The 17,869-nt window shown below is 68.8% G+C and carries 18 protein-coding genes and 1 tRNA gene; 15 read left to right on the top strand and 4 right to left on the bottom strand.

What is annotated here, in order from left to right:
* Positions 1-86: 86 nt before the first annotated feature.
* The 5 genes from EOD42_RS14680 to EOD42_RS14660 all read left to right on the top strand — a co-directional run bounded on the left by EOD42_RS14680 (position 87) and on the right by EOD42_RS14660 (position 4,892).
* Positions 87-1,559, top strand: coding sequence for an N-acyl-D-amino-acid deacylase family protein (locus EOD42_RS14680; RefSeq protein WP_127788281.1), 1,473 nt, complete (start codon positions 87-89; stop codon positions 1,557-1,559).
* Positions 1,559-1,990, top strand: a complete 432-nt coding sequence (locus EOD42_RS14675; protein ID WP_127788280.1) for a hypothetical protein — start codon at positions 1,559-1,561, stop codon at positions 1,988-1,990. Before EOD42_RS14680 ends, EOD42_RS14675 begins: the two co-directional genes overlap by 1 nt.
* Before the next feature lie 246 nt (positions 1,991-2,236).
* Positions 2,237-2,686 (top strand): hypothetical protein, encoded by a 450-nt coding sequence (locus EOD42_RS14670; RefSeq protein ID WP_127788279.1) that lies wholly within the window; start codon positions 2,237-2,239, stop codon positions 2,684-2,686.
* A gap of 27 nt (positions 2,687-2,713) precedes the next feature.
* Entirely contained in the window at positions 2,714-3,130 is a 417-nt protein-coding gene (locus EOD42_RS14665) for a hypothetical protein (protein ID WP_127788278.1), read from the top strand.
* A 145-nt stretch (positions 3,131-3,275) separates the two neighbouring features.
* The gene (locus EOD42_RS14660) at positions 3,276-4,892 is read left to right on the top strand and encodes a thiamine pyrophosphate-binding protein (protein ID WP_127788277.1); all 1,617 of its coding nucleotides are present in this window, start codon (positions 3,276-3,278) and stop codon (positions 4,890-4,892) included.
* Here EOD42_RS14660 and gmd read toward each other — a convergent pair.
* On the bottom strand, positions 4,889-5,866 hold the full coding sequence (gene gmd, locus EOD42_RS14655; RefSeq protein WP_127788276.1) for a GDP-mannose 4,6-dehydratase: 978 nt from the start codon (positions 5,864-5,866) through the stop codon (positions 4,889-4,891). The two genes, EOD42_RS14660 and gmd, sit on opposite strands and share 4 nt — an antisense overlap.
* A 151-nt stretch (positions 5,867-6,017) precedes the next feature.
* On the opposite strand from gmd, the gene EOD42_RS14650 reads away from it, so the two are divergent.
* Positions 6,018-6,377, top strand: a complete 360-nt coding sequence (locus tag EOD42_RS14650; RefSeq protein ID WP_127788275.1) for a response regulator — start codon at positions 6,018-6,020, stop codon at positions 6,375-6,377.
* Positions 6,378-6,382: 5 nt separating this feature from the next.
* Here the strand turns inward: EOD42_RS14650 and EOD42_RS14645 are convergent, their stop codons facing one another.
* Positions 6,383-8,185: a PHA/PHB synthase family protein gene (locus EOD42_RS14645; RefSeq protein WP_127788274.1), complete on the bottom strand. Its 1,803-nt coding sequence runs from the start codon at positions 8,183-8,185 to the stop codon at positions 6,383-6,385.
* Between the two features lie 173 nt (positions 8,186-8,358).
* Between EOD42_RS14645 and EOD42_RS14640 the strand changes: the two genes are divergently transcribed.
* From EOD42_RS14640 to EOD42_RS14605, 8 genes are all read left to right on the top strand, one after another.
* Positions 8,359-8,850, top strand: coding sequence for a hypothetical protein (locus tag EOD42_RS14640; protein ID WP_127788273.1), 492 nt, complete (start codon positions 8,359-8,361; stop codon positions 8,848-8,850).
* A gap of 84 nt (positions 8,851-8,934) precedes the next feature.
* On the top strand, positions 8,935-10,149 hold the full coding sequence (locus tag EOD42_RS14635; protein WP_127788272.1) for an LL-diaminopimelate aminotransferase: 1,215 nt from the start codon (positions 8,935-8,937) through the stop codon (positions 10,147-10,149).
* Positions 10,146-11,438 (top strand): homoserine dehydrogenase, encoded by a 1,293-nt coding sequence (locus EOD42_RS14630; protein WP_127788271.1) that lies wholly within the window; start codon positions 10,146-10,148, stop codon positions 11,436-11,438. Before EOD42_RS14635 ends, EOD42_RS14630 begins: the two co-directional genes overlap by 4 nt.
* A 17-nt stretch (positions 11,439-11,455) precedes the next feature.
* Positions 11,456-12,451: a class II fructose-bisphosphatase gene (gene glpX / locus EOD42_RS14625; RefSeq protein ID WP_127788270.1), complete on the top strand. Its 996-nt coding sequence runs from the start codon at positions 11,456-11,458 to the stop codon at positions 12,449-12,451.
* Positions 12,444-14,219 carry a single-stranded-DNA-specific exonuclease RecJ gene (recJ, locus tag EOD42_RS14620; protein WP_408902160.1) on the top strand — a complete coding sequence of 592 codons (1,776 nt, stop codon included), beginning with the start codon at positions 12,444-12,446 and terminating at the stop codon, positions 14,217-14,219. The genes glpX and recJ overlap by 8 nt, the downstream gene beginning before the upstream one ends.
* Positions 14,220-14,272: 53 nt before the next feature.
* Positions 14,273-14,348 (top strand) — tRNA-Glu (locus EOD42_RS14615).
* Between the two features lie 632 nt (positions 14,349-14,980).
* Positions 14,981-15,169 (top strand): hypothetical protein, encoded by a 189-nt coding sequence (locus tag EOD42_RS14610; RefSeq protein WP_127788269.1) that lies wholly within the window; start codon positions 14,981-14,983, stop codon positions 15,167-15,169.
* A gap of 6 nt (positions 15,170-15,175) precedes the next feature.
* The gene (locus EOD42_RS14605) at positions 15,176-15,403 is read left to right on the top strand and encodes a hypothetical protein (protein WP_127788268.1); all 228 of its coding nucleotides are present in this window, start codon (positions 15,176-15,178) and stop codon (positions 15,401-15,403) included.
* 3 nt (positions 15,404-15,406) lie between these two features.
* On the opposite strand, the gene EOD42_RS14600 is transcribed toward EOD42_RS14605, so the two are convergent.
* Positions 15,407-15,739 carry a hypothetical protein gene (locus EOD42_RS14600; protein ID WP_127788267.1) on the bottom strand — a complete coding sequence of 111 codons (333 nt, stop codon included), beginning with the start codon at positions 15,737-15,739 and terminating at the stop codon, positions 15,407-15,409.
* 267 nt (positions 15,740-16,006) lie between these two features.
* Here EOD42_RS14600 and EOD42_RS14595 point away from each other — a divergent pair, with 267 nt between their 5' ends.
* Positions 16,007-16,582, top strand: coding sequence for a hypothetical protein (locus EOD42_RS14595; protein ID WP_127788266.1), 576 nt, complete (start codon positions 16,007-16,009; stop codon positions 16,580-16,582).
* Here EOD42_RS14595 and EOD42_RS14590 read toward each other — a convergent pair whose 3' ends face one another.
* A complete protein-coding gene (locus tag EOD42_RS14590) occupies positions 16,583-17,866 on the bottom strand; it encodes an amidase (protein ID WP_127788265.1) in 1,284 nt (427 codons plus the stop codon).
* Positions 17,867-17,869: the final 3 nt, after the last annotated feature.

The following is a 17,869-nucleotide window of genomic DNA, read 5'->3' as shown; positions in this document are numbered from 1 at the left end:
AGCACGCGCTTTACCGTCGCCCACGGGCTTCCCGCCCGGCAGGCACGGGGCCATTCTCCGCCGACCGAGCACCAGGGATTACCGGCATGAGCTTCCGCTGCGACCTCATCATCCGCGATGCGACCGTCTTCGACGGCACGGGCGCCCCCCGTTTCCAGGGCGACGTCGCGGTCAGCAACGACCGAATCGTGGCGGTGGGCGACCTGGGCGCCGCTTCCGCCACCGAGGAAGTGCAGGCCAATGGCCTGGCGGTCGCGCCGGGCTTCATCGACGCCCATACCCATGACGACCGCGCCGTGTTGTGCGGGCCCAGCTGCATGCACTGCAAGGTGAGCCAGGGCGTGACCACCGTGGTGGTCGGCAATTGCGGCATCTCGCTCGCGCCCCTGCGCATGGGCAAGCGCCCGCCGCCGCCGATGGACCTGCTGGGCGACGAGAGCTGGTTCCACTACGGCAGCTTCGCCGAATATGGCGAGGCGCTGACGAAGAACCCGACCAACGTGAACACGGTGGCCTTCTGCGGCCACATGTCACTGCGTGTCGAGGCGATGGGCGACGACGTGTACCGCCCCGCCACCGACCGCGAGATCGCGCAGATGCAGAACCGCCTGCGCGGCGCGCTCAAGGAAGGTGCCACCGGCTTCTCCACCGGCCTGTACTACCCGCCCAACAACCCCGCCCCCACCGATGAGGTGATCGCGGTGGGTGAAGCGCTGCGCGACGTGGGCGGCATGTACATGACGCACATGCGCGACGAGGCCGACCATGTGCTGGACAGCATCCGCGAAACCCTGCGCATCGGGCGCGAGGTCGGTGTGGATGCGCCGGTGGATGTGGTGATCAGCCACCATAAGTGCTCGATGCCCGAGAATTTCGGCCGCTCACGCGAGACCCTCGCGCTGATGGACAGCCTGGCCCAGGACCAGCCCGTGGCCTTCGACGTGTACCCGTATCCCGCCGGCTCCACCGTGCTGATGCCCGACAAGCTGCGCCAGGACACGCCCGTGATCGTCACCTGGTCGGTGCCGCACCCCGAGCAGTCCGGCCGCAACCTGGACGACGTGGCGCGCGACTGGGGCATGACGCGCCGGGCCGCGGCCGAGAAGCTGCTGCCCGCCGGCGCCATCACCTTCCAGATGGACGAGGCGGACGTGCGGCGCATCATGAAGCACCCGCGCAGCATGATCGGTTCCGACGGCCTGCCGCATGATGATTTCCCGCATCCGCGCCTGTGGGGCACCTTCCCGCGCGTGCTGGGCCATTATGCGCGTGAGCTGCAGCTGTTCAGCCTGGAGACCGCCATCCACAAGATGACGGGCCGCACCGCCAGCGTGTTCGGCATCCCCGATCGCGGCACGATCCGCCCGGGCGGCTACGCGGACCTCGTGCTGTTCGACCCCGCGACGGTGATCGACCTCGCGACCTTCGAGGACCCGAAGCGCCCGTCGGCCGGCATCGCGCGCGTCTGGGCCAATGGCGAGACGACCTATACCGCCGAGGGGCTGACGGGTGCGGCGCCCGGCCGCTTCATCCGCAACCCGCGCATGGCGGCCGCCTGATGGCCGCGCCGGGCGACACCGCACCCGTCCGAGGGTCGCGCTATCAGCCCGGCACGCTGCGGCGCGCGGGGCTGCTGGCGGTGATGATGCTCATCGTGCTGGGCTTCGTCGCCAATCTGCTGACCAGCCAGACCCGCCGCTCGCCCCTGCAGGAACTGGTGCGGCTGGGTGAGCGCGTGGCGCCCGAGCGGCTGCGCCAGGATCTTCTGGCGCTGTCGCCCATCGGGGGGGACCCGGGGCCCGCCGTGCAGCGCCTGTCCTCCATGGGGTTTTCCTGCATCGCCCCGGCCGAGGCGGTGGGGGCCTGGACCTGCACCGCGCGGATCCCCGACCCTGACCGACGTCTCATTACCTTCGAGGCCAAACTCGACACCGATCGCGGCATTGTGCGCGCCGTGACGACCCGCGCGAGCATCCAGACCACGATGTGACGCCCCTGCGGCGACACGACAATCCATAAATATCAGCAGCTTGGTTTGTCGTGTCGCGCGGGTTCCGCGCCCCGGCGACAATCCCCATGACATCCGTGACGTGAATCACGACGCAGTGAGCGCCTCTCACGACATGGTGAGGTGGCGAGGGACACAGCCCGACATCACCCGACACCCTGCCCGACAGCTCCCCGGTTAATTCTTCCTTACCGCGAATGATCGCGGCTCATGGACTGGGGAGATACCATGATGAAGATTTCGATGGACACGCTGCGGACCTTCCGCAACGCCTGCTTCGCCGCCGCGATGATGTTCTCGGTGCTCGGCGCCTATGCCTCGATCACCGGGGGGCTGGAGCCCGTGCGGATGGAGCCCGAGGCCAAGCGCTTCATGTCGCATGGCCTGGACAACACCGAGGCCCGGCTGGTGGCCGAACTCAGCGCCCAGTTCCCGGCGGGCAGCGATGCCGGCGGCCTGCTGGCCCGGCTGACGCGTTCGGGCTTCGAGTGCCAGGCTGATCTGGCGGCGCCCGGCAACTACGCCTGTGTGTTCAACCGCCCGCTGGCCTTCCAGCGCGTCGCCCGGGTCACGACGGTGGTCGAGACCGAAGGTGCCCAGGTGCGCGGCATCCGGCCCTCGGTCCGGGTTGAGCCCGCGCCGCCCCCGCCGCCGCGCTTCCAGTTCGCGTCGCTGTAAGCCCCGATGACAGGGAAAGGAATGAGCATGTTCCGCCAAGGTGAGATCATGAACACGCTGAAGCTGGCCCTGACCACGCTCGGCATCATGTTCCTGGGCGTCGCGGTCTTCGCCTATGCCTCGGGCGGGCAGAGCCCCTGGCCGGTGCAGGCGCCCTTCGACCGCTACATCGACATCGGCAGCAGCCAGGGCACCTGGCAGCTGGAGCGCGACCTGGCCCGCATGCATCCGCAGGGCTCCGATGCACCCGCGCTGCTCAGCCGGCTGCGTGCCTCGGGCATGGACTGCATGATCCAGCCCGGCACCACGGAGCAGTACGCCTGCACCTATCGCCAGCCGCGCGACTATCGCAGCGTGGCCTCGATCGAGGTGGACATCACGACCCGCAACGGCGGCCGCGTGGTGGACAGCCTGACCCCCGCGGTCAGCTCTCCGGTCCGCTGAACCAGATCGGCGCGCCTCTCCCCCTACTACCCCGGGCGCGCCGCGCGCCCGGCCGGTCTGATCAACCGGCCGGGCACCTTACATGCAAGCCACGCATGGGTTGGGGGCTCGCCCCATGCACCGTTCCAGGCCAGCATGCCGCTCAATGAGCACGAAAACAGCCGCTGACCGGATCGTCCAATTCCTTTCCCGCCATGGGGTGCGCCGCGCCTGGTGCGTCCCCGGGGAAAGCTACATCGCCCTGCTGCACGCGCTGCACCCGGAGCAAGAGGAGCAGATCGACCTGGTGGTCTGCCGCCAGGAGGGCGGCGCCGCCTTTTCCGCGATGGCCGATGCCAAGCTCTCCGGCAAGCCCGGCGTGGTGCTGGTGTCCCGCGGGCCCGGGGCCTGCAACGCCGCCATCGGCCTGCATGCCGCCGAGCAGGATGCCGTTCCGCTGATTCTGCTGATCGGCCAGGTGGAGGCCCGGGACCTGCGCCGCCGTGCCTTCCAGGAGATCGACTACCACCGCATGTTCGGCGGCGTCGCGAAATGGGTGGGTGAGGCGCATGGGCCCGAGGAAGTGCCCGAGCTGATCGCCCGCGCCTGGTCCATGGCCATGCAGGGCGTGCCCGGCCCCGTGGTGCTGGTGCTGCCCGAGGAAGTGATCGCCGAGCCCTGCGCCGCCGAGGCGCCCGCCTGGAACCCGCCGCTGCCCAGCCTGCCGGACGTCTCGCCCATCGCAGAGGCCTTGGCCCGCGCGGAACGCCCCATCATCCTGGCCGGCCATGGCTTCGAGGACGTGACGGGCGCGCGACAGGCGGCGCTGCTGGCCTTTGCCGAGGCCTGGCAGGTGCCGGTGGCCGTGAGCTTCCGCCGGCAGTCGCTGTTTCCCAACGACCATCCCCTGTATGCGGGCGACCTGGGGCTGCGGAACCCCGACGCCCAGCGCGAGGCCTTCGCGCAGGCGGACCTCGTGCTGGCGCTGGGCACGCGGCTGACGGACATCACGACCCAGGGCTATTCCTGGCCCGCGCCCGGCCAGCGCCTGATCCATGTCTGCCCTGATGCCTCCTGGCTGAACTGGCGCTTCGCGGCCGAGATCGCCGTGGCTGCCGACGCCCATGCGCTGCTGGCCGCCATGCCCGCCGCGCCCAGGCCGCCCGCCGGCCGCGCGGCCTGGAATGCGCGGCTGCGCGCGCTGCATGTGGCCGATTGCCAGGTGCCCGCGCGCGACTGGCCCGACGGGCTGCCCTTCGCCGAGGTCGCGCAGTTGATCGGCCGCGTGGCTGCGCCCGATGCCATCGTCAGCGTCGATGCGGGCAGCTTCGCCGCGCCCTTCTACCGCAAGGTGATGTGGAAGCCCGGGCAATTGCTGCTGCCCAGCCAGTCAGGTGCCATGGGCTGCGGCATGCCGGGCGCGGTGGCCGCCGCGCTGCGATTCCCGGGCCGGCAGGTGATTTGCGCCGTGGGCGATGGCGGGCTGCTGATGACCGGCCAGGAACTGGCCGTGGCGCAGGCGCGGGGGGCGGCGATCAAGCTGATCGTCAGCGACAACGGTTCCTACGGATCGATCCGCATCCATCAGGAACGTGCGCATCCGGGCGCGGTCAGCGGCACGGACCTGTCGAACCCGGATATCCTGGGCTGGTGCCGCGCCTTCGGCATGCCGGTGCTGGAGGTGACGACGCGGGCCGACTATGCGGCGCTGGAGCAGGGGCTGGCGGCCCCCGGCCCCTTCGCCGCCGTCGTGCGCAGCAGCCTGAAGGCGATCCTGCCCTAGGGCCTGTCGGTGTGGCGCTTGAGATCGGCTTCCACCATCTCCGCCACCATCTGCTCCAGGCTGGTCTCGGGCACCCAGCCCAGCTTCCGCTTCGCCTTGGCCGCGCTGCCGATCAGCACATCGACCTCGGCCGGGCGCAGGAAGCTGGCATCGGTGATGACGTACTGCTCCCAGTCGAGCCCGACATGCGCGAAGGCCATCCGGCAGAAATCCCGCACGGAGGTGGTGCGGCCGGTGCACAGCACATAGTCGTCCGGCTCCTCCTGCTGCAGCATCAGCCACATGCCCTGCACATAGTCGCGCGCATGGCCCCAGTCGCGGGTGGCCTCCAGATTGCCCATCCGCAGCTCGGTCGCCTTGCCCAGCTTGATGCGCGCCACGCCGTCCGTGATCTTGCGGGTCACGAACTCGATGCCGCGCAGCGGGCTCTCGTGGTTGAACAGGATGCCGCTGCTGGCGTGCAGGCCGAAGCTCTCGCGGTAGTTCACCGTCAGCCAATGGGCGTAGAGCTTGGCCACCGCATAGGGGCTGCGGGGGTAGAAGGGAGTGTTCTCGTCCTGCACCTTCTCCTGGATCTTGCCGTACATCTCGGAGGAGGAGGCCTGGTAGAAGCGGGCCTGCGGGCAGATCAGGCGCACGGCCTCCAGCAGGTTGCCCGCGCCCAGTGCCGTGACGCCGCCGGTCAGCAGGGGCTGGTTCCAGCTGGCCTTCACGAAGCTTTGCGCGCCGAGATTATACACCTCGTCCGGCTTCACCTCCTGCAAGGCGCGGATCAGCGAGGACATGTCGGTCAGATTGCCGTCGATCAGCTGGACATCGCCCTGGATGCCGAGCCAGCGCAGCCGTTCCGCCACCACATCGGACGACGCGGAGCGCCGCAGCAGGCCATACACCTCATAGCCGCGGCCAAGCAGGAACTGGGACAGATAAGCACCGTCCTGGCCGGTGACACCCGTGATCAACGCACGCTTCATCCGCTCGCTATCCTCAATCCTGCCTGTCTACCTGTAGCCCGGGGACCGCCGCACGACCATAGAGCGACGCATGATGAGGCGCCTGCTCGCAGTGATGCGACTTTCCCGGGGCGCGGCACTCGCCTACTGTCGCGCCGTTGGGGGCACGTGCATGTCATTGAACGCCATACGAGTTCTGGTCGTCGAGGACGAACCGCTGGTGGCGATGCTGCTGGAGGACGCGCTGCTGGATGCCGGGGCGGAGGTGCTGGGCCCGGTGGGCACCGTGGCCGATGCGTTGGCGATGCTGGAGCAGCTGCCCGATGTCGCGCTGCTGGACCTGCGGCTGGGCCGCGACAGCGCCGTGCCGGTGGCGGACGACATGGTCGTGCGCGGCATTCCCTTCGCGGTCATGAGCGGCGATGTGGGCGGCAACCTGCCGGTGCGGCATCACCCGGCACCGGCCCTGGCCAAGCCCTTCTCCCCCGATGAGGCGATCCGCCTGCTGGAAAGCATCGTCGCCAGGGCCTGAGGGCTTCAATCGGTCGCCGTCACCTTGACGTAGCTGCCCGGCGCTTCCTCCAGGGCCGGCAATTGGCCCGTGCCCGGGGTGCGGGCCGGCACCTGGGTGCGATCCTGGCCGCTGACCCAGCGATGCCAGTCCGGCCACCAGCTGCCCGCGAGCTCCGTGGCGCCGGCGAACCAGTCATCGGGGCTTTCCGGCAGTTCCTCATTGATCCAGTGGCTGTACTTGCCGCTGTCGGGCGGGTTCACCACCCCCGCGATATGGCCGGAAGCCGCCAGCACGAAGCGCACCGGCCCGCCATAGATCTGCGTCGCGCGATACGTGCTCTTCCACGGCGCGATGTGGTCCTCACGCGTCGAGATCAGGTAGCTCGGCACCTTGATCTTGCGCAGGTCGATCTTCGTGCCCATCAGCTCGATCTCGCCGGGCTTCACCAGGTCATTCGCCTGGTACATGCGCCGCAGATAGAAGCTGTGCATCTTGGCCGGCATGCGGGTGCTGTCGTCGTTCCAGTACAGCAGGTCGAACGGGAAGGGGTCCTGGCCCAGCAGGTAGTTGTTGACCACGAAGGACCAGATCAGGTCATTGGCGCGCAGCATGTTGAAGGTGGTCGCCATCTCGGTGCCTTCGAGATAGCCGCGCCGGTTCATCTTCTCCTCCAGCCCCTGCAGCTGCTCCTCGTCGATGAAGACGCCGAGCTCCCCGGGCTGTTCGAAATCGGTCAGCGTCACGAAATAGGTGGCGGTCTTGATCCGGTTGTCCTTCCTGGCCGCCATATAGGCCAGGGTGGTGGCCAGCAGCGTGCCGCCCAGGCAATAGCCGATGGCGTTCACCTGGCGCTCGCCGGTCGCGGCCTCGATGGCGTCCAGCGCGGCCAGCACGCCTTCCTTCATGTAGTCGTCGAAGCCCTTGTCCGCGCAATCCTCGCCCGGGTTCACCCAGCTGACGCAGAACACGGTGTGGCCCTGCTCGATGGCCCAGCGGATGAAGCTGTTCTTGGGGCGCAGGTCCAGGATGTAGAACTTGTTGATCCAGGGCGGAAAGATCACCAGCGGGCGCTTGAACACCTTCTCGGTGGTGGGCGTGTACTGGATCAGCTGGATCAGGTCGTTCTGAAACACGACCTTGCCCGGGGTGACGGCGATGTTCTCGCCCACGCGGAACTTGCTGTCATCCGTCATGCGGATGCGCAGCTTGCCCTTGCCGCGTTCCATGTCGGCCAGCAGGTTGGTCAGGCCCTTCAGCAGGTTCGCGCCGCCGGTCTCCGCGGTGCGGCGCAGCACCTCGGGGTTGGTCATGACGAAGTTCGAGGGGCTCATCGCGTCCACGAACTGGCGCGTGTAGAAATCGACCTTCTGCGCGGTCTTGGGGTCCAGCCCGTCGGCGCTGTGCACCACGTTGGTGAAGTACTTGCTGGTCAGCAGGTAGGACTGGCGGATGAAATCGAAGACCTCATTCTCGCGCCAGGCGTCGTCCTTGAAGCGGCGATCCCCCTTGGGCTCGGCGATCACGGGTTCGGCCTCGCCGCCCAGCATGCGGCGGGCGGTGTTGGACCACAGGGTCAGGTAATCCTGCCAGAAGCCCAGCTGCGCCTGCATCAGTTGCGCGGGGTTGGTCATCAGCTTGGCCGTCATCTCCATGAAGGCCTGGCCGAGGTTCAGCGGGTCGAGGCTGCTCGATTCCTCCGATTGCCGTTTCAGGAAATCGCCCACGATACGCTGCCCGCGCTCGGCGACCTCGGCCATGGTGCGTGTCACCAGGGCGGGGTCGGGCAGGTGGAAGTTCGGCGCTTCCGGCCCGGGCTTGTCGTTCATCGCGGCGTCCTCCGGGCTCGAAAGGCCCTTGCCTGTATTCCCTGTCGGCATTGCCCCCTTCCACCCCGCGCCCCCACAGGGCAAAGACAATCCCCGAGAGCGAGGCGGGCATGGCGACAGTGCTGGAATCGAAGGGTAGGAAGGGCAGGGGGGCGGCGCAAGCGTGCCGCGTCATGTCCGTTCTGTTGCTGGCCGGCTGCAGCGCGCAGCTGTCGCCCGGCAGGCTGGTGGGCGACATCACGGGCAGCAGCCTGGAAAACCGCCTGCCGCCGCCGGGGCTGGACCGGCCGCTGCCCAATCTGGGCACGGTGCCGGAACGGCCCGCGCGCCCGGACCCGGCCTATCGCAGCAGCCTGGAGGCTTCGCTGCGCGCCGATCGTTCCTCCTCGGCCGAGCCGCTGCCCGCCCGTACCGGGGCTGCCGCCACCTTCCCGACCGAGGCGCCGGGCCGCCCTCCCATCCCGGGCGCGCCGCCGCCGCCCCCGGCCCTGGCCCGGGCCGAGCCCGTGCCCTGGGTCGCCCCCGGCATCCCGCTGCAGCCCGGCGTCGTCTCGCCCGGAGAGACCGCGCCGCCCGCCCCGGGCGCCGTGCCCAGCCTGCCCACCCCCGACATGCTGGGGCCGCCGACCGCGCCCCCGCCGGTGCCCTCGCTGCGCCAGCCATGACCAAGCCTTCACCCCGCCGTGCGATGGTCGCCCGGCGGCAAACCCGCTAGAATGGGCGGGTAACACCCCAACAAGGCCAGAGAAATGCCCGAAGAGTTCCACCGTATCCGCCGCCTGCCGCCCTATGTCTTCGCCGAGGTGAACACCGCCAAGGCAAAGGCACGCGCAGCAGCAGAGGACATCGTGGACCTCGGCATGGGCAACCCCGATACCGCGACGCCCCCGCATATCGTGGCCAAGCTGGTCGAGGCGGTGCAGGACCCGCGCACCCATCGCTATTCGCAGTCCAAGGGCATCCCGGGCCTGCGCAAGGCGCTGGCGAATTATTACGACCGCCGCTTCGGCGTGAAGCTGAACCCCGAGACCGAGGTGGTCGCCACGCTCGGCTCCAAGGAAGGGCTGGCGAACCTCGCCCAGGCGATCTCCTCGCCCGGCGACACCATCCTGGTGCCGAACCCGTCCTACCCGATCCATCAGTTCGGCTTCATCATCGCGGGTGCCAGCGCGCGCAGCATTCCCTACACGCCCGACGACACGATGCTGGAGGCGATCGACCGCGCCGTGCGGCATTCGGTGCCCAAGCCCACCGCGCTGATCGTGAACTTCCCCTCGAACCCCACCGCGCTGCTGGCCAGCCGGGAGTTCTACAAGGAGCTGGTGGCGCTCGCGCTCAAGCACGAGCTGTTCATCCTGTCCGACCTCGCCTACGCCGAGATCTATTTCGACGAAAACAACCGCCCCTCCTCGGTGCTCGAAGTGCCGGGTGCCAAGGACTGCACCGTCGAGTTCACCTCGATGTCCAAGACCTACAACATGCCCGGCTGGCGCATGGGCTTCGCGGCGGGCAACCCGCGGCTGATCTCGGCGCTGGCGCGGGTGAAGTCCTATCTGGACTACGGCGCGTTCACGCCGATCCAGGTCGCGGCCGTCGCCGCGCTGAACGGCCCGCAGGACTGCGTGGCCGAGATGCGCGCCCTTTATAAGGATCGCCGCGACGTGCTGGTGAAGGGGCTGCATGCCGCGGGCTGGGACGTGCCGGCGCCCGAGGCCTCCATGTTCCTCTGGGCACCCATCCCCGAGAAGTTCCGCCATCTGGGCAGCGTCGGCTTCTCCAAGCTGCTGCTGGAGAAGGCGAAGGTGGCCGTGGCCCCGGGCCTGGGCTTCGGCGAGCACGGCGACGGCCATGTCCGCATCGCGCTCGTGGAGAACAACCAGCGCATCCGCCAGGCGCTGCGCGGCATCCGCCATTTTCTGCAGGGGGACAATGCGGCCCCGGTTGAGGAGTTGAACGAAGGATGAGCCGACCTCTTTCCGTCGGAGTTGCTGGCCTCGGCACTGTCGGTGCCGGGGTGCTGAAGGTGCTGCGTGACAATGCCGGGCTGATTTCCGCCCGCGCGGGCCGCCCCATTGCCGTGACCGCCGTTTCCTCCCGCGATCGCCACAAGGATCGCGGCGTGCCCGTGACCGGCCTGCGCTGGTACGAGGACCCGGTGGCGCTCGTCGCCGATCCGGGCGTGGACGTGATCGTGGAGACCATCGGCGGCAGCGAGGGTCCGGCCCGCGCGCTGGTCGAGGCGGCGCTGGCCGCCGGCAAGCCGGTCGTCACCGCCAACAAGGCGCTGCTGGCCCTGCATGGCCGCAAGCTGGCCCAGCTGGCCGAGGCCCACAACGCGCCGCTCGCCTTCGAGGCTGCGGTGGCCGGCGGCATTCCCGCCATCAAGGCGGTGCGCGAAGGCCTGGCCGGCAACGACATCCGTCGTGTGGCCGGCATCCTGAACGGCACCTGCAACTACATCCTGACCGAAATGCGCCTGCGCGGGCTGCAATTCGCCGAGGTGCTGGCCGAGGCGCAGAAGCTCGGCTACGCCGAGGCCGACCCCAGCTTCGACATCGACGGCGTGGACGCGGCGCATAAGCTAGCCATCCTGGCAGCCCTCGCCTTCAACCGCCCGGTCGATTTCTCCGAGCTGCATGTCGAGGGCATCCGCGACGTGTCGGCCGTGGATATCGAGATGGCGGCGGCGCTGGGCTTCCGCATCAAGCTGCTCGGCATCGCGACCCGCACGGAGGCCGGCGTCTCGGCCCGCGTGCATCCCTGCATGGTGCCGCTTGATGCGCCCATCGCCCATGTGGAGGGCGTGTTCAACGCCGTGGTCGCCGAGGGCGATGCGGTGGGCCGCGTTGTCCTGCAGGGCCGTGGCGCGGGCGCCGGCCCCACCGCGAGTGCCGTGGTGGCCGACCTGGTGGACATCGCCCGCGGCCGCACCACCCCGGTCTGGGGTGCCTCGGCCGATGCGCTGTCCGCCGCGCCGGCCAGGCCCATGTCCAGCCATCGCGGCGCCTATTACCTGCGCCTGATGGTGGTGGACCGCCCGGGCGTGGTGGCCGACGTCACCGCCGTGCTGCGCGATGCCAAGATTTCCATGGAATCGCTGCTGCAGCGCGGGCGCGCGCCCGGTGAGGCGGTGCCCGTGGTGATGACCACCCATGAATGCGAGGAAGCGGCCATGCAGGCCGCCATCCGCCGACTGTCGGGCCTGGACGCGGTGCTGGAAAAGCCCGCCCTGATCCGTATCGAAACCCTCTGATCCACCGGAGCCCGAACATGTCCGCCGAAGCTGGTCTGAACCGCACCCTTACCCTCGACATCGTCCGCGTCACGGAGGCGGCGGCCCTGGCCGCCAGCAACTGGATCGGCCTGGGCGACAAGAATGCCGCCGACGGCGCGGCCGTGGAGGCGATGCGCCGCGCCTTCGACACGCTGGCCATCGACGGCACAGTCGTGATCGGCGAGGGCGAGATGGACGAGGCGCCGATGCTCTACATCGGTGAGAAGGTGGGCATCTTCGCCAAGTCCGGCGGTGGCACCTCGGTGGACATCGCGGTGGACCCGCTGGAGGGCACGACGCTGACGGCCAAGAACGGCCCGAACGCCATGGCCACCCTGGCGATCGCCCCCAAGGGCGGCTTCCTGCACGCGCCCGACATCTACATGGACAAGCTGGCCGTGGGCCCGGGCCTGCCCAAGGATGTCGTCAGCCTGGACGCCAGCATGGAGCAGAACCTGAAGGAACTGGCCAAGGCGAAGGGCTGCTCCGTCAGCGACCTGAACGTCTGCATGCTGGACCGTGACCGTCACAAGGAACTGCTGAAGGCCTGCCGTGCCGCCGGCGCGCGCGTCATGCTCATCCCCGACGGCGACGTGGCCGGCGTGGTGGCCGTGAGCCAGCCCGAGACGGGCGTGGACATGTATGTGGGCTGGGGCGGCGCGCCCGAGGGCGTGCTGGCCGCGGCCGCCCTGCGCTGCATCGGCGGGCAGATGTATGGCCGCCTGATCTATGAGGACGACACGCAGATCGCCCGCGCCCGGGAAATGGGCATCACCGAGCCCAACAAGATCTTCCGGCTGGAGGAAATGGCGAGCGGCGACGTGATGTTCGCGGCCACCGGCGTCACCCATGGCTCCATGCTGAAGGGCGTGCGCCGCTTCCCGGGCGGGGCCTATACCCATTCGGTGGTGATGCGCTCCGCCTCCGGCTCGGTGCGCTTCGTCGAGGCGAAGCACAACTTCGCCACCAAGCCCGCCGCCTTCATTGCCTGAGGAAGCGGCTGCGCTGGAGGTCTCCGCCAGCGTCACCGGCCGGCGCTGGTCCTGGCGCGCGAGCGATGACCGCGCCAGCCTGATGCTGGCCCAGCGGCTGGAACTGCCCGAGATGCTCGGGCGGTTGCTGGCCGCGCGCGGCATCACGGCCGAGACGGCGGCGGATTTCCTGGACCCGCGCCTGCGGGTGTTCCTGCCCGATCCGTCGGTGATGATCGACATGGATGCGGCGGCCGCGCGGCTGGCCCAGGCCGTGCGTGCACGGGAAAAACTGGCTGTCTTCGCCGATTATGACGTGGACGGCGCCTGTTCGGGCGCGCTGATGGTGGGCGCGCTGCGCCGCTTCGGCTGCGAGGTCACGCATTACGTGCCCGATCGGCTGAAGGAGGGCTACGGCCCCAACCCGGCGGCCATCGCGGCCCTGTGCGAGGCGGGGGCCACGCTGATCGTCTGCGTGGATTGCGGCATCGCGGCCCATGCGGCGCTGGAACCCGCGCGGGGCAGGGCGGATGTGGTCATCCTGGACCATCACAAGGCGGAGGGCCCGCCGCCCGTGGTGCGCGCGGCGGTGAACCCGAACCGGCTGGACTGCACCTCGGGCCTCAAGGGCCTGTGCGCGGCGGGCGTGGCCTTCCTGGCGCTGGTGGCGACCCAGCGGGAGCTGCGCCGCACGGGCTTCTTCCAGACCGGCCCCGCCGAGCTGGACCTGATGGCAGAGCTGGACATCGTGGCGCTGGCCACCGTCTGCGACGTGATGCCGCTGCAGGGCGTGAACCGTGCCCTGGTGACCCAAGGCATCAAGGTGCTGGCGCGCCGGGCCCGCCCGGGGCTCGCGGCGCTGATGGAGGTGGCGGGCGCGCGGGGCGAGGTCTCGGCCCATACGCTGGGCTTCACGCTCGGGCCGCGCATCAATGCCGGCGGGCGTATTGCCGAACCCGATCTGGGCCTGCGCCTGCTGCTGTGCGACCTGCCGGCCGAGGCGCGCGCCATGGCCGAGAAGCTGGATGCGGTGAACCGCAGGCGGCAGGAAGTGGAGGCCGGCGTGCTGTCCGACGCCATGGCCCAGGGCGAGGCCCAGATGGCCGCCGGCCGCGGCGTGCTGCTGGTGCGGGGCGAGGGCTGGCACCCGGGCGTGGTGGGCATCGTCGCCAGCCGCCTGAAGGAGAAGTTCAACCGCCCCGCCTGCGTGGCCGGCATCGATGAGGGCATCGCCAAGGGATCAGGGCGCAGCGTCAGCGGGCTCGACCTCGGTTCCGCCGTCATCTGGGCGCGTTCCAGCGGCATGCTGATCGCGGGCGGCGGGCACGCCATGGCCGCGGGCTTCACCATCCAGGCGGACCGGCTGGAGGCCTTCCACACCCTGCTGGAGGAGCGGCTGTCGGGTGCCGCCGCCCTGCCTGCCGCGAGCGAGCTGGTGCTGGACGGCGCGCTGACGGTGCGCGGGGCCACGGTGGAGATGGCCAACCATGTCACGCGGCTGTCGCCCTTCGGTGCGGGAAACGAGGAGCCGGTCTTTGTGCTGCGGCGGTGCCGAATCGTGAAGGCCGACCGCGTGGGCGCCGAGGGGCAGGTGATTCGCGCCTTTCTGGAGGGCGAGGACGGTGGCCGCCTGAAGGCCGTGTGCTTCCGCGCGAAGGAGGGGCCGCTGGCCGGCCTTCTGCTGAATTCCGGCGGTTCTCCGCTGCATTTGGCGGGTCATCTGCGGGCGGAGAAGTGGAATGACCAGGTCTCCGCGGCGTTCCAGATCGTGGATGGCGCACGCGCGTGACGGGGGTGGGGTTGACCGCCCCCGGCGCGCCCTATATCTCCGCGCCACTGACCGGCCCCTTCGTCTAGAGGCCTAGGACACCGCCCTTTCACGGCGGCGACACGGGTTCGAATCCCGTAGGGGTCACCAGTCAGTTTTCCAACATGTCATGGCGTCGGTTCAGTGGCGGGCGACTTGCCCCGCACGCCTCGTCTTGCCGGTATTGTTGCGATATCGATCCCAATGGGCGATCGAAAGCGTTCCGCCAGCTGATACAAGCGATTGAATGGATTTATTTTTCTCGCAGTTGAGGTGGATCAATAGTGCCGCGCCTGGACTGCCATATTTCTTAAAAGTTAGTTATGAATCACCTAGATGCTTGCATTCGCTCCGATTGATTCGCTTCCGTAAAATCACCGAGACGTGAAGAGCAAGAAAATGTCTGGCAAGTCTCAAGAAGCAGCCCCGTCGCCCTTTGAGCCTCTGAATGGCGTTCCGACCCAGGACATACTTCAGTATGTCGAGGCCAGGCTACGCTATGATGAAATGGAATATGAGGCAGTCCTCGTTCATCGGCTCATCGATGAACTGTCCAGGGGCGCATGCCTTGGCAAGAGGAAGGCGCGGCTATTTTCCCGCAGCTGGTGGAACAGTGTCCGACCCCATGCGCGGGTGGCGCTAGGGGACGCGTCCTGACCCCGATGGAAATGCCTGGCTGAGTAGTCCGAGGGCTTGATTGCCTCCGTCGTTGTTCCTGTTATGTTCCATGAATGACGGCGGCCGTGACCCTTGTGCTCCCCAGTTGGCTGACGCCCGGCGTGGCGGAATATCTGGCTGCGGCCGTGCTGCTCGCGCGCGACAAGGGACAGGATGCCCATGCCGCCGCCAGGGACGCCGCGATCGCCATCATGCCGGCCGCGCCCTGGCCCATGATCGAGGAAGCCGCCCGCTGGGCCGTGGGGCTGCGGTGATGGCCGATGGATTATGCGGCACCCAGGCCCGTCGACCCGCTCTGGTATCGCGAGGACGGCTATTGGCTGCGTGTCAGCTGCGAATGCGGGCACGCGGTCTCCAAGCCGGTCGCGCTCTGGATCAAGGCCAGGCGCCTGCGGCGGGAGATGGCATTCTACGAATTGCAGGCCAGGCTGCGCTGCATCTGGTGCGGGCGCCGGGCGGCGACCATTGATGTCAGCCGCCGGATCTAGCCGTCAGCCACCCGTGCGCAGGCGGAACAGCGTCTGCAGCGACACGTCCGGCGCGACGGTCCGGTGTGCCTTCACCCTGCCGCGCGTCATCAGCGCCAGCGCCGCCAGAATCAGGCTGCCCGCCACCCAGCTCCACAGCTGATCGCTGCCCGGCAGGTCTAGCCACGGGAACTCCGTGATCTGCGAGATCTGGCTGGCGGCCTCATGCATCGGGGCGGCCCAGCTGCCGCCCGCCATGGCGAGGGTGATGAAGAAGACCTGGAATGCCAGGAACCCGGCGAGCGCGCATCGGCCGGCCAAGCCCCGGCGGCGCTCGTGAACGTAGATGATCCTCATGAAATCCAATTCCTGATGCGGCGGACACGTCGATCCCGGCCGTTCTTCTTCCCCAGCACAGACGATTACGCGCGAGCGGGCTTTTGGATGCATCGCAGCATGAAAAATCTTAGGAGGGGACATGAGGGGCGCCCACCTTGTCCTGCCGCCATCGGCAACACCCATCGCTGCGATCGACACGCCGCCCTTACACAAGGCACGAAATACGCCTAAGCCTTCGTCTCAATTCTGCTTTGGCGTACAGAAAAACATCCGGGGGCGACGTTCATGGCGATGCAGACAGGCGACATCATCTTCATGCCCGGCGGTCCGGCCGGCCATATCGGCATGGCCTATGACGAGCGAACCGTCATCCATGCCCAGAACAGCAAGAACTTCCACAAGGAAGCGGACATGCAGATGGATGGGGGGAACATCACCTACATCTCCTCCAGCCGCGGCGTGCTGATGTTCTGCCCGCCCTGGGACCGGATCGGCAATGCCGATGCCCGCAAGGCGGAACTGCAGCGTGTGGCCGATGCCGTCGCGGCCGGCGCCACCTACGGCATCTACCGCGCCATCCGTCTGGCCATCGGTTCCTCCGCCTTCGGGCCCGATGCCTATGCGCGCTGGATGAAGTACCGGGCCCGCTACGAGGCGAACAAGGCGACGCCCGCCAATTTCCGCAACCCGGGGCATGAGGTCATCAAGACCGTCACCTGCTCCGAGGCCGTAATCGTCTGCTACCAGCTGGCTTTCCCGCTGGGCGAGGCGCCCTTCTTCATCAGGCTGGACGGCGCCCACGCATTGCCCAAGACATTGACGACCTGGCTGGGCGCCAATGGCTGGGCTTCGGTACGCTGATCAGCCCATGATGACGGGCGAGACAGCCTCCGCCACGTCCAGCAGTTCGGCATCACCGAAGCGCGGGCCCACGATCTGCACGCCCACCGGCATGCCGTTCGGCCCCTTGATGCAGGGAATGCCGATGCAGGGCACGTGCAGCAGCGTCCACATCGAGTTGAACACCGGGTTGCCGGTGTCCTGGCGGCCCACCGGCGCCTCGCCGGCGGCGGCAGGCGTCAGCACCGCGTCGAAGCGCGGGAAGAAGCCGTCGAACAGCTTCCGGCACTCGGCGGCCAGGTCATAGGCCCAGAGCATCCGCTGGGGCGACACGCCCTGGAAATTGTTCACCCGGTCATGGAAGTCGTCATGCAGGCGGCCCGGGTCGGTCAGCGCCTCGGCCAGGAAGGCGCCACGGCCCTCGCCATACAGCACGGCGAGCTGGGCCTCCGTCACCTCGCCGAAGGGGGGGGGCAGGGTGAAATCCTCGACGATGGCACCCGCCGCTTCCAGGCGCTTGCCGGCGGTGGCCAGGGCCTCCCGCGCCTCGGGGGCGGCCAGCGCCCAGTTGGGGCCGGGGCACAGCGCGATGCGCAGGCCCGTGGGCGTCAGCGCACGCGGGTTGTCGATGCCGTAGAAGCGGAAGGCCTGGGCCACCAGCCGCAGGTCGGCCGGGGTGCGGCCATACCAGCCGATGGTGTCCAGCGTGTGGGAGTAGCGCTTGGCGCCCTCGGTGTTCACCACGCCATGGGTGGGCTTCATGCCGTGCACGCCGCAGAAGCTGGCGGGGCGGATGGTGCTGCCGCCGGTCTGGGTGCCGAAGGCCAGGGGCACCATGCCGTCGGCCACCGCCGCCGCCGAGCCGGATGAGGAGCCGCCCGGCGTGCGCGTCGGGTCATGCGGGTTGCGCGTCAGGGCACGGCGCCCGGCCGCCGCAAATTCCACCGTGTCAGTCTTGCCGATGATCACCGCGCCCTCGGCGCGGGCCACGCCCACGCAGGCGGCATCCCGGCCCTGGCGCAGCCCCTCATACAGCGGGGAGTTGTGGCTGGTCGGCATGTCGGCGGTGTCGATCATGTCCTTCACCGCGAAGGGCAGGCCATGCAGGATCCCGGGCTCATAGCCCTTGTCGACGCGCCGCGCGCTGTTCAGCGCCAGCAGCGGGTCCAGGTAGGTGAACGCCTTCACCACCGGCTCGCGCTCCGCGATGCGTTCCAGGCAGGAGCGGGTCAACGCCTCGGCGGTGAGGGTTCCGGCCTTGATCCGGCCGGCGGCCTCGGCGGCGGAGAGTTGCCAGGGTTCCATGGG

This window comes from Rhodovarius crocodyli (genome assembly GCF_004005855.1).
GTDB lineage: Bacteria > Pseudomonadota > Alphaproteobacteria > Acetobacterales > Acetobacteraceae > Rhodovarius > Rhodovarius crocodyli.
Note: the sequence above shows the minus strand (reverse complement) of the source record. Positions and strands in the feature narration are given on the sequence as shown.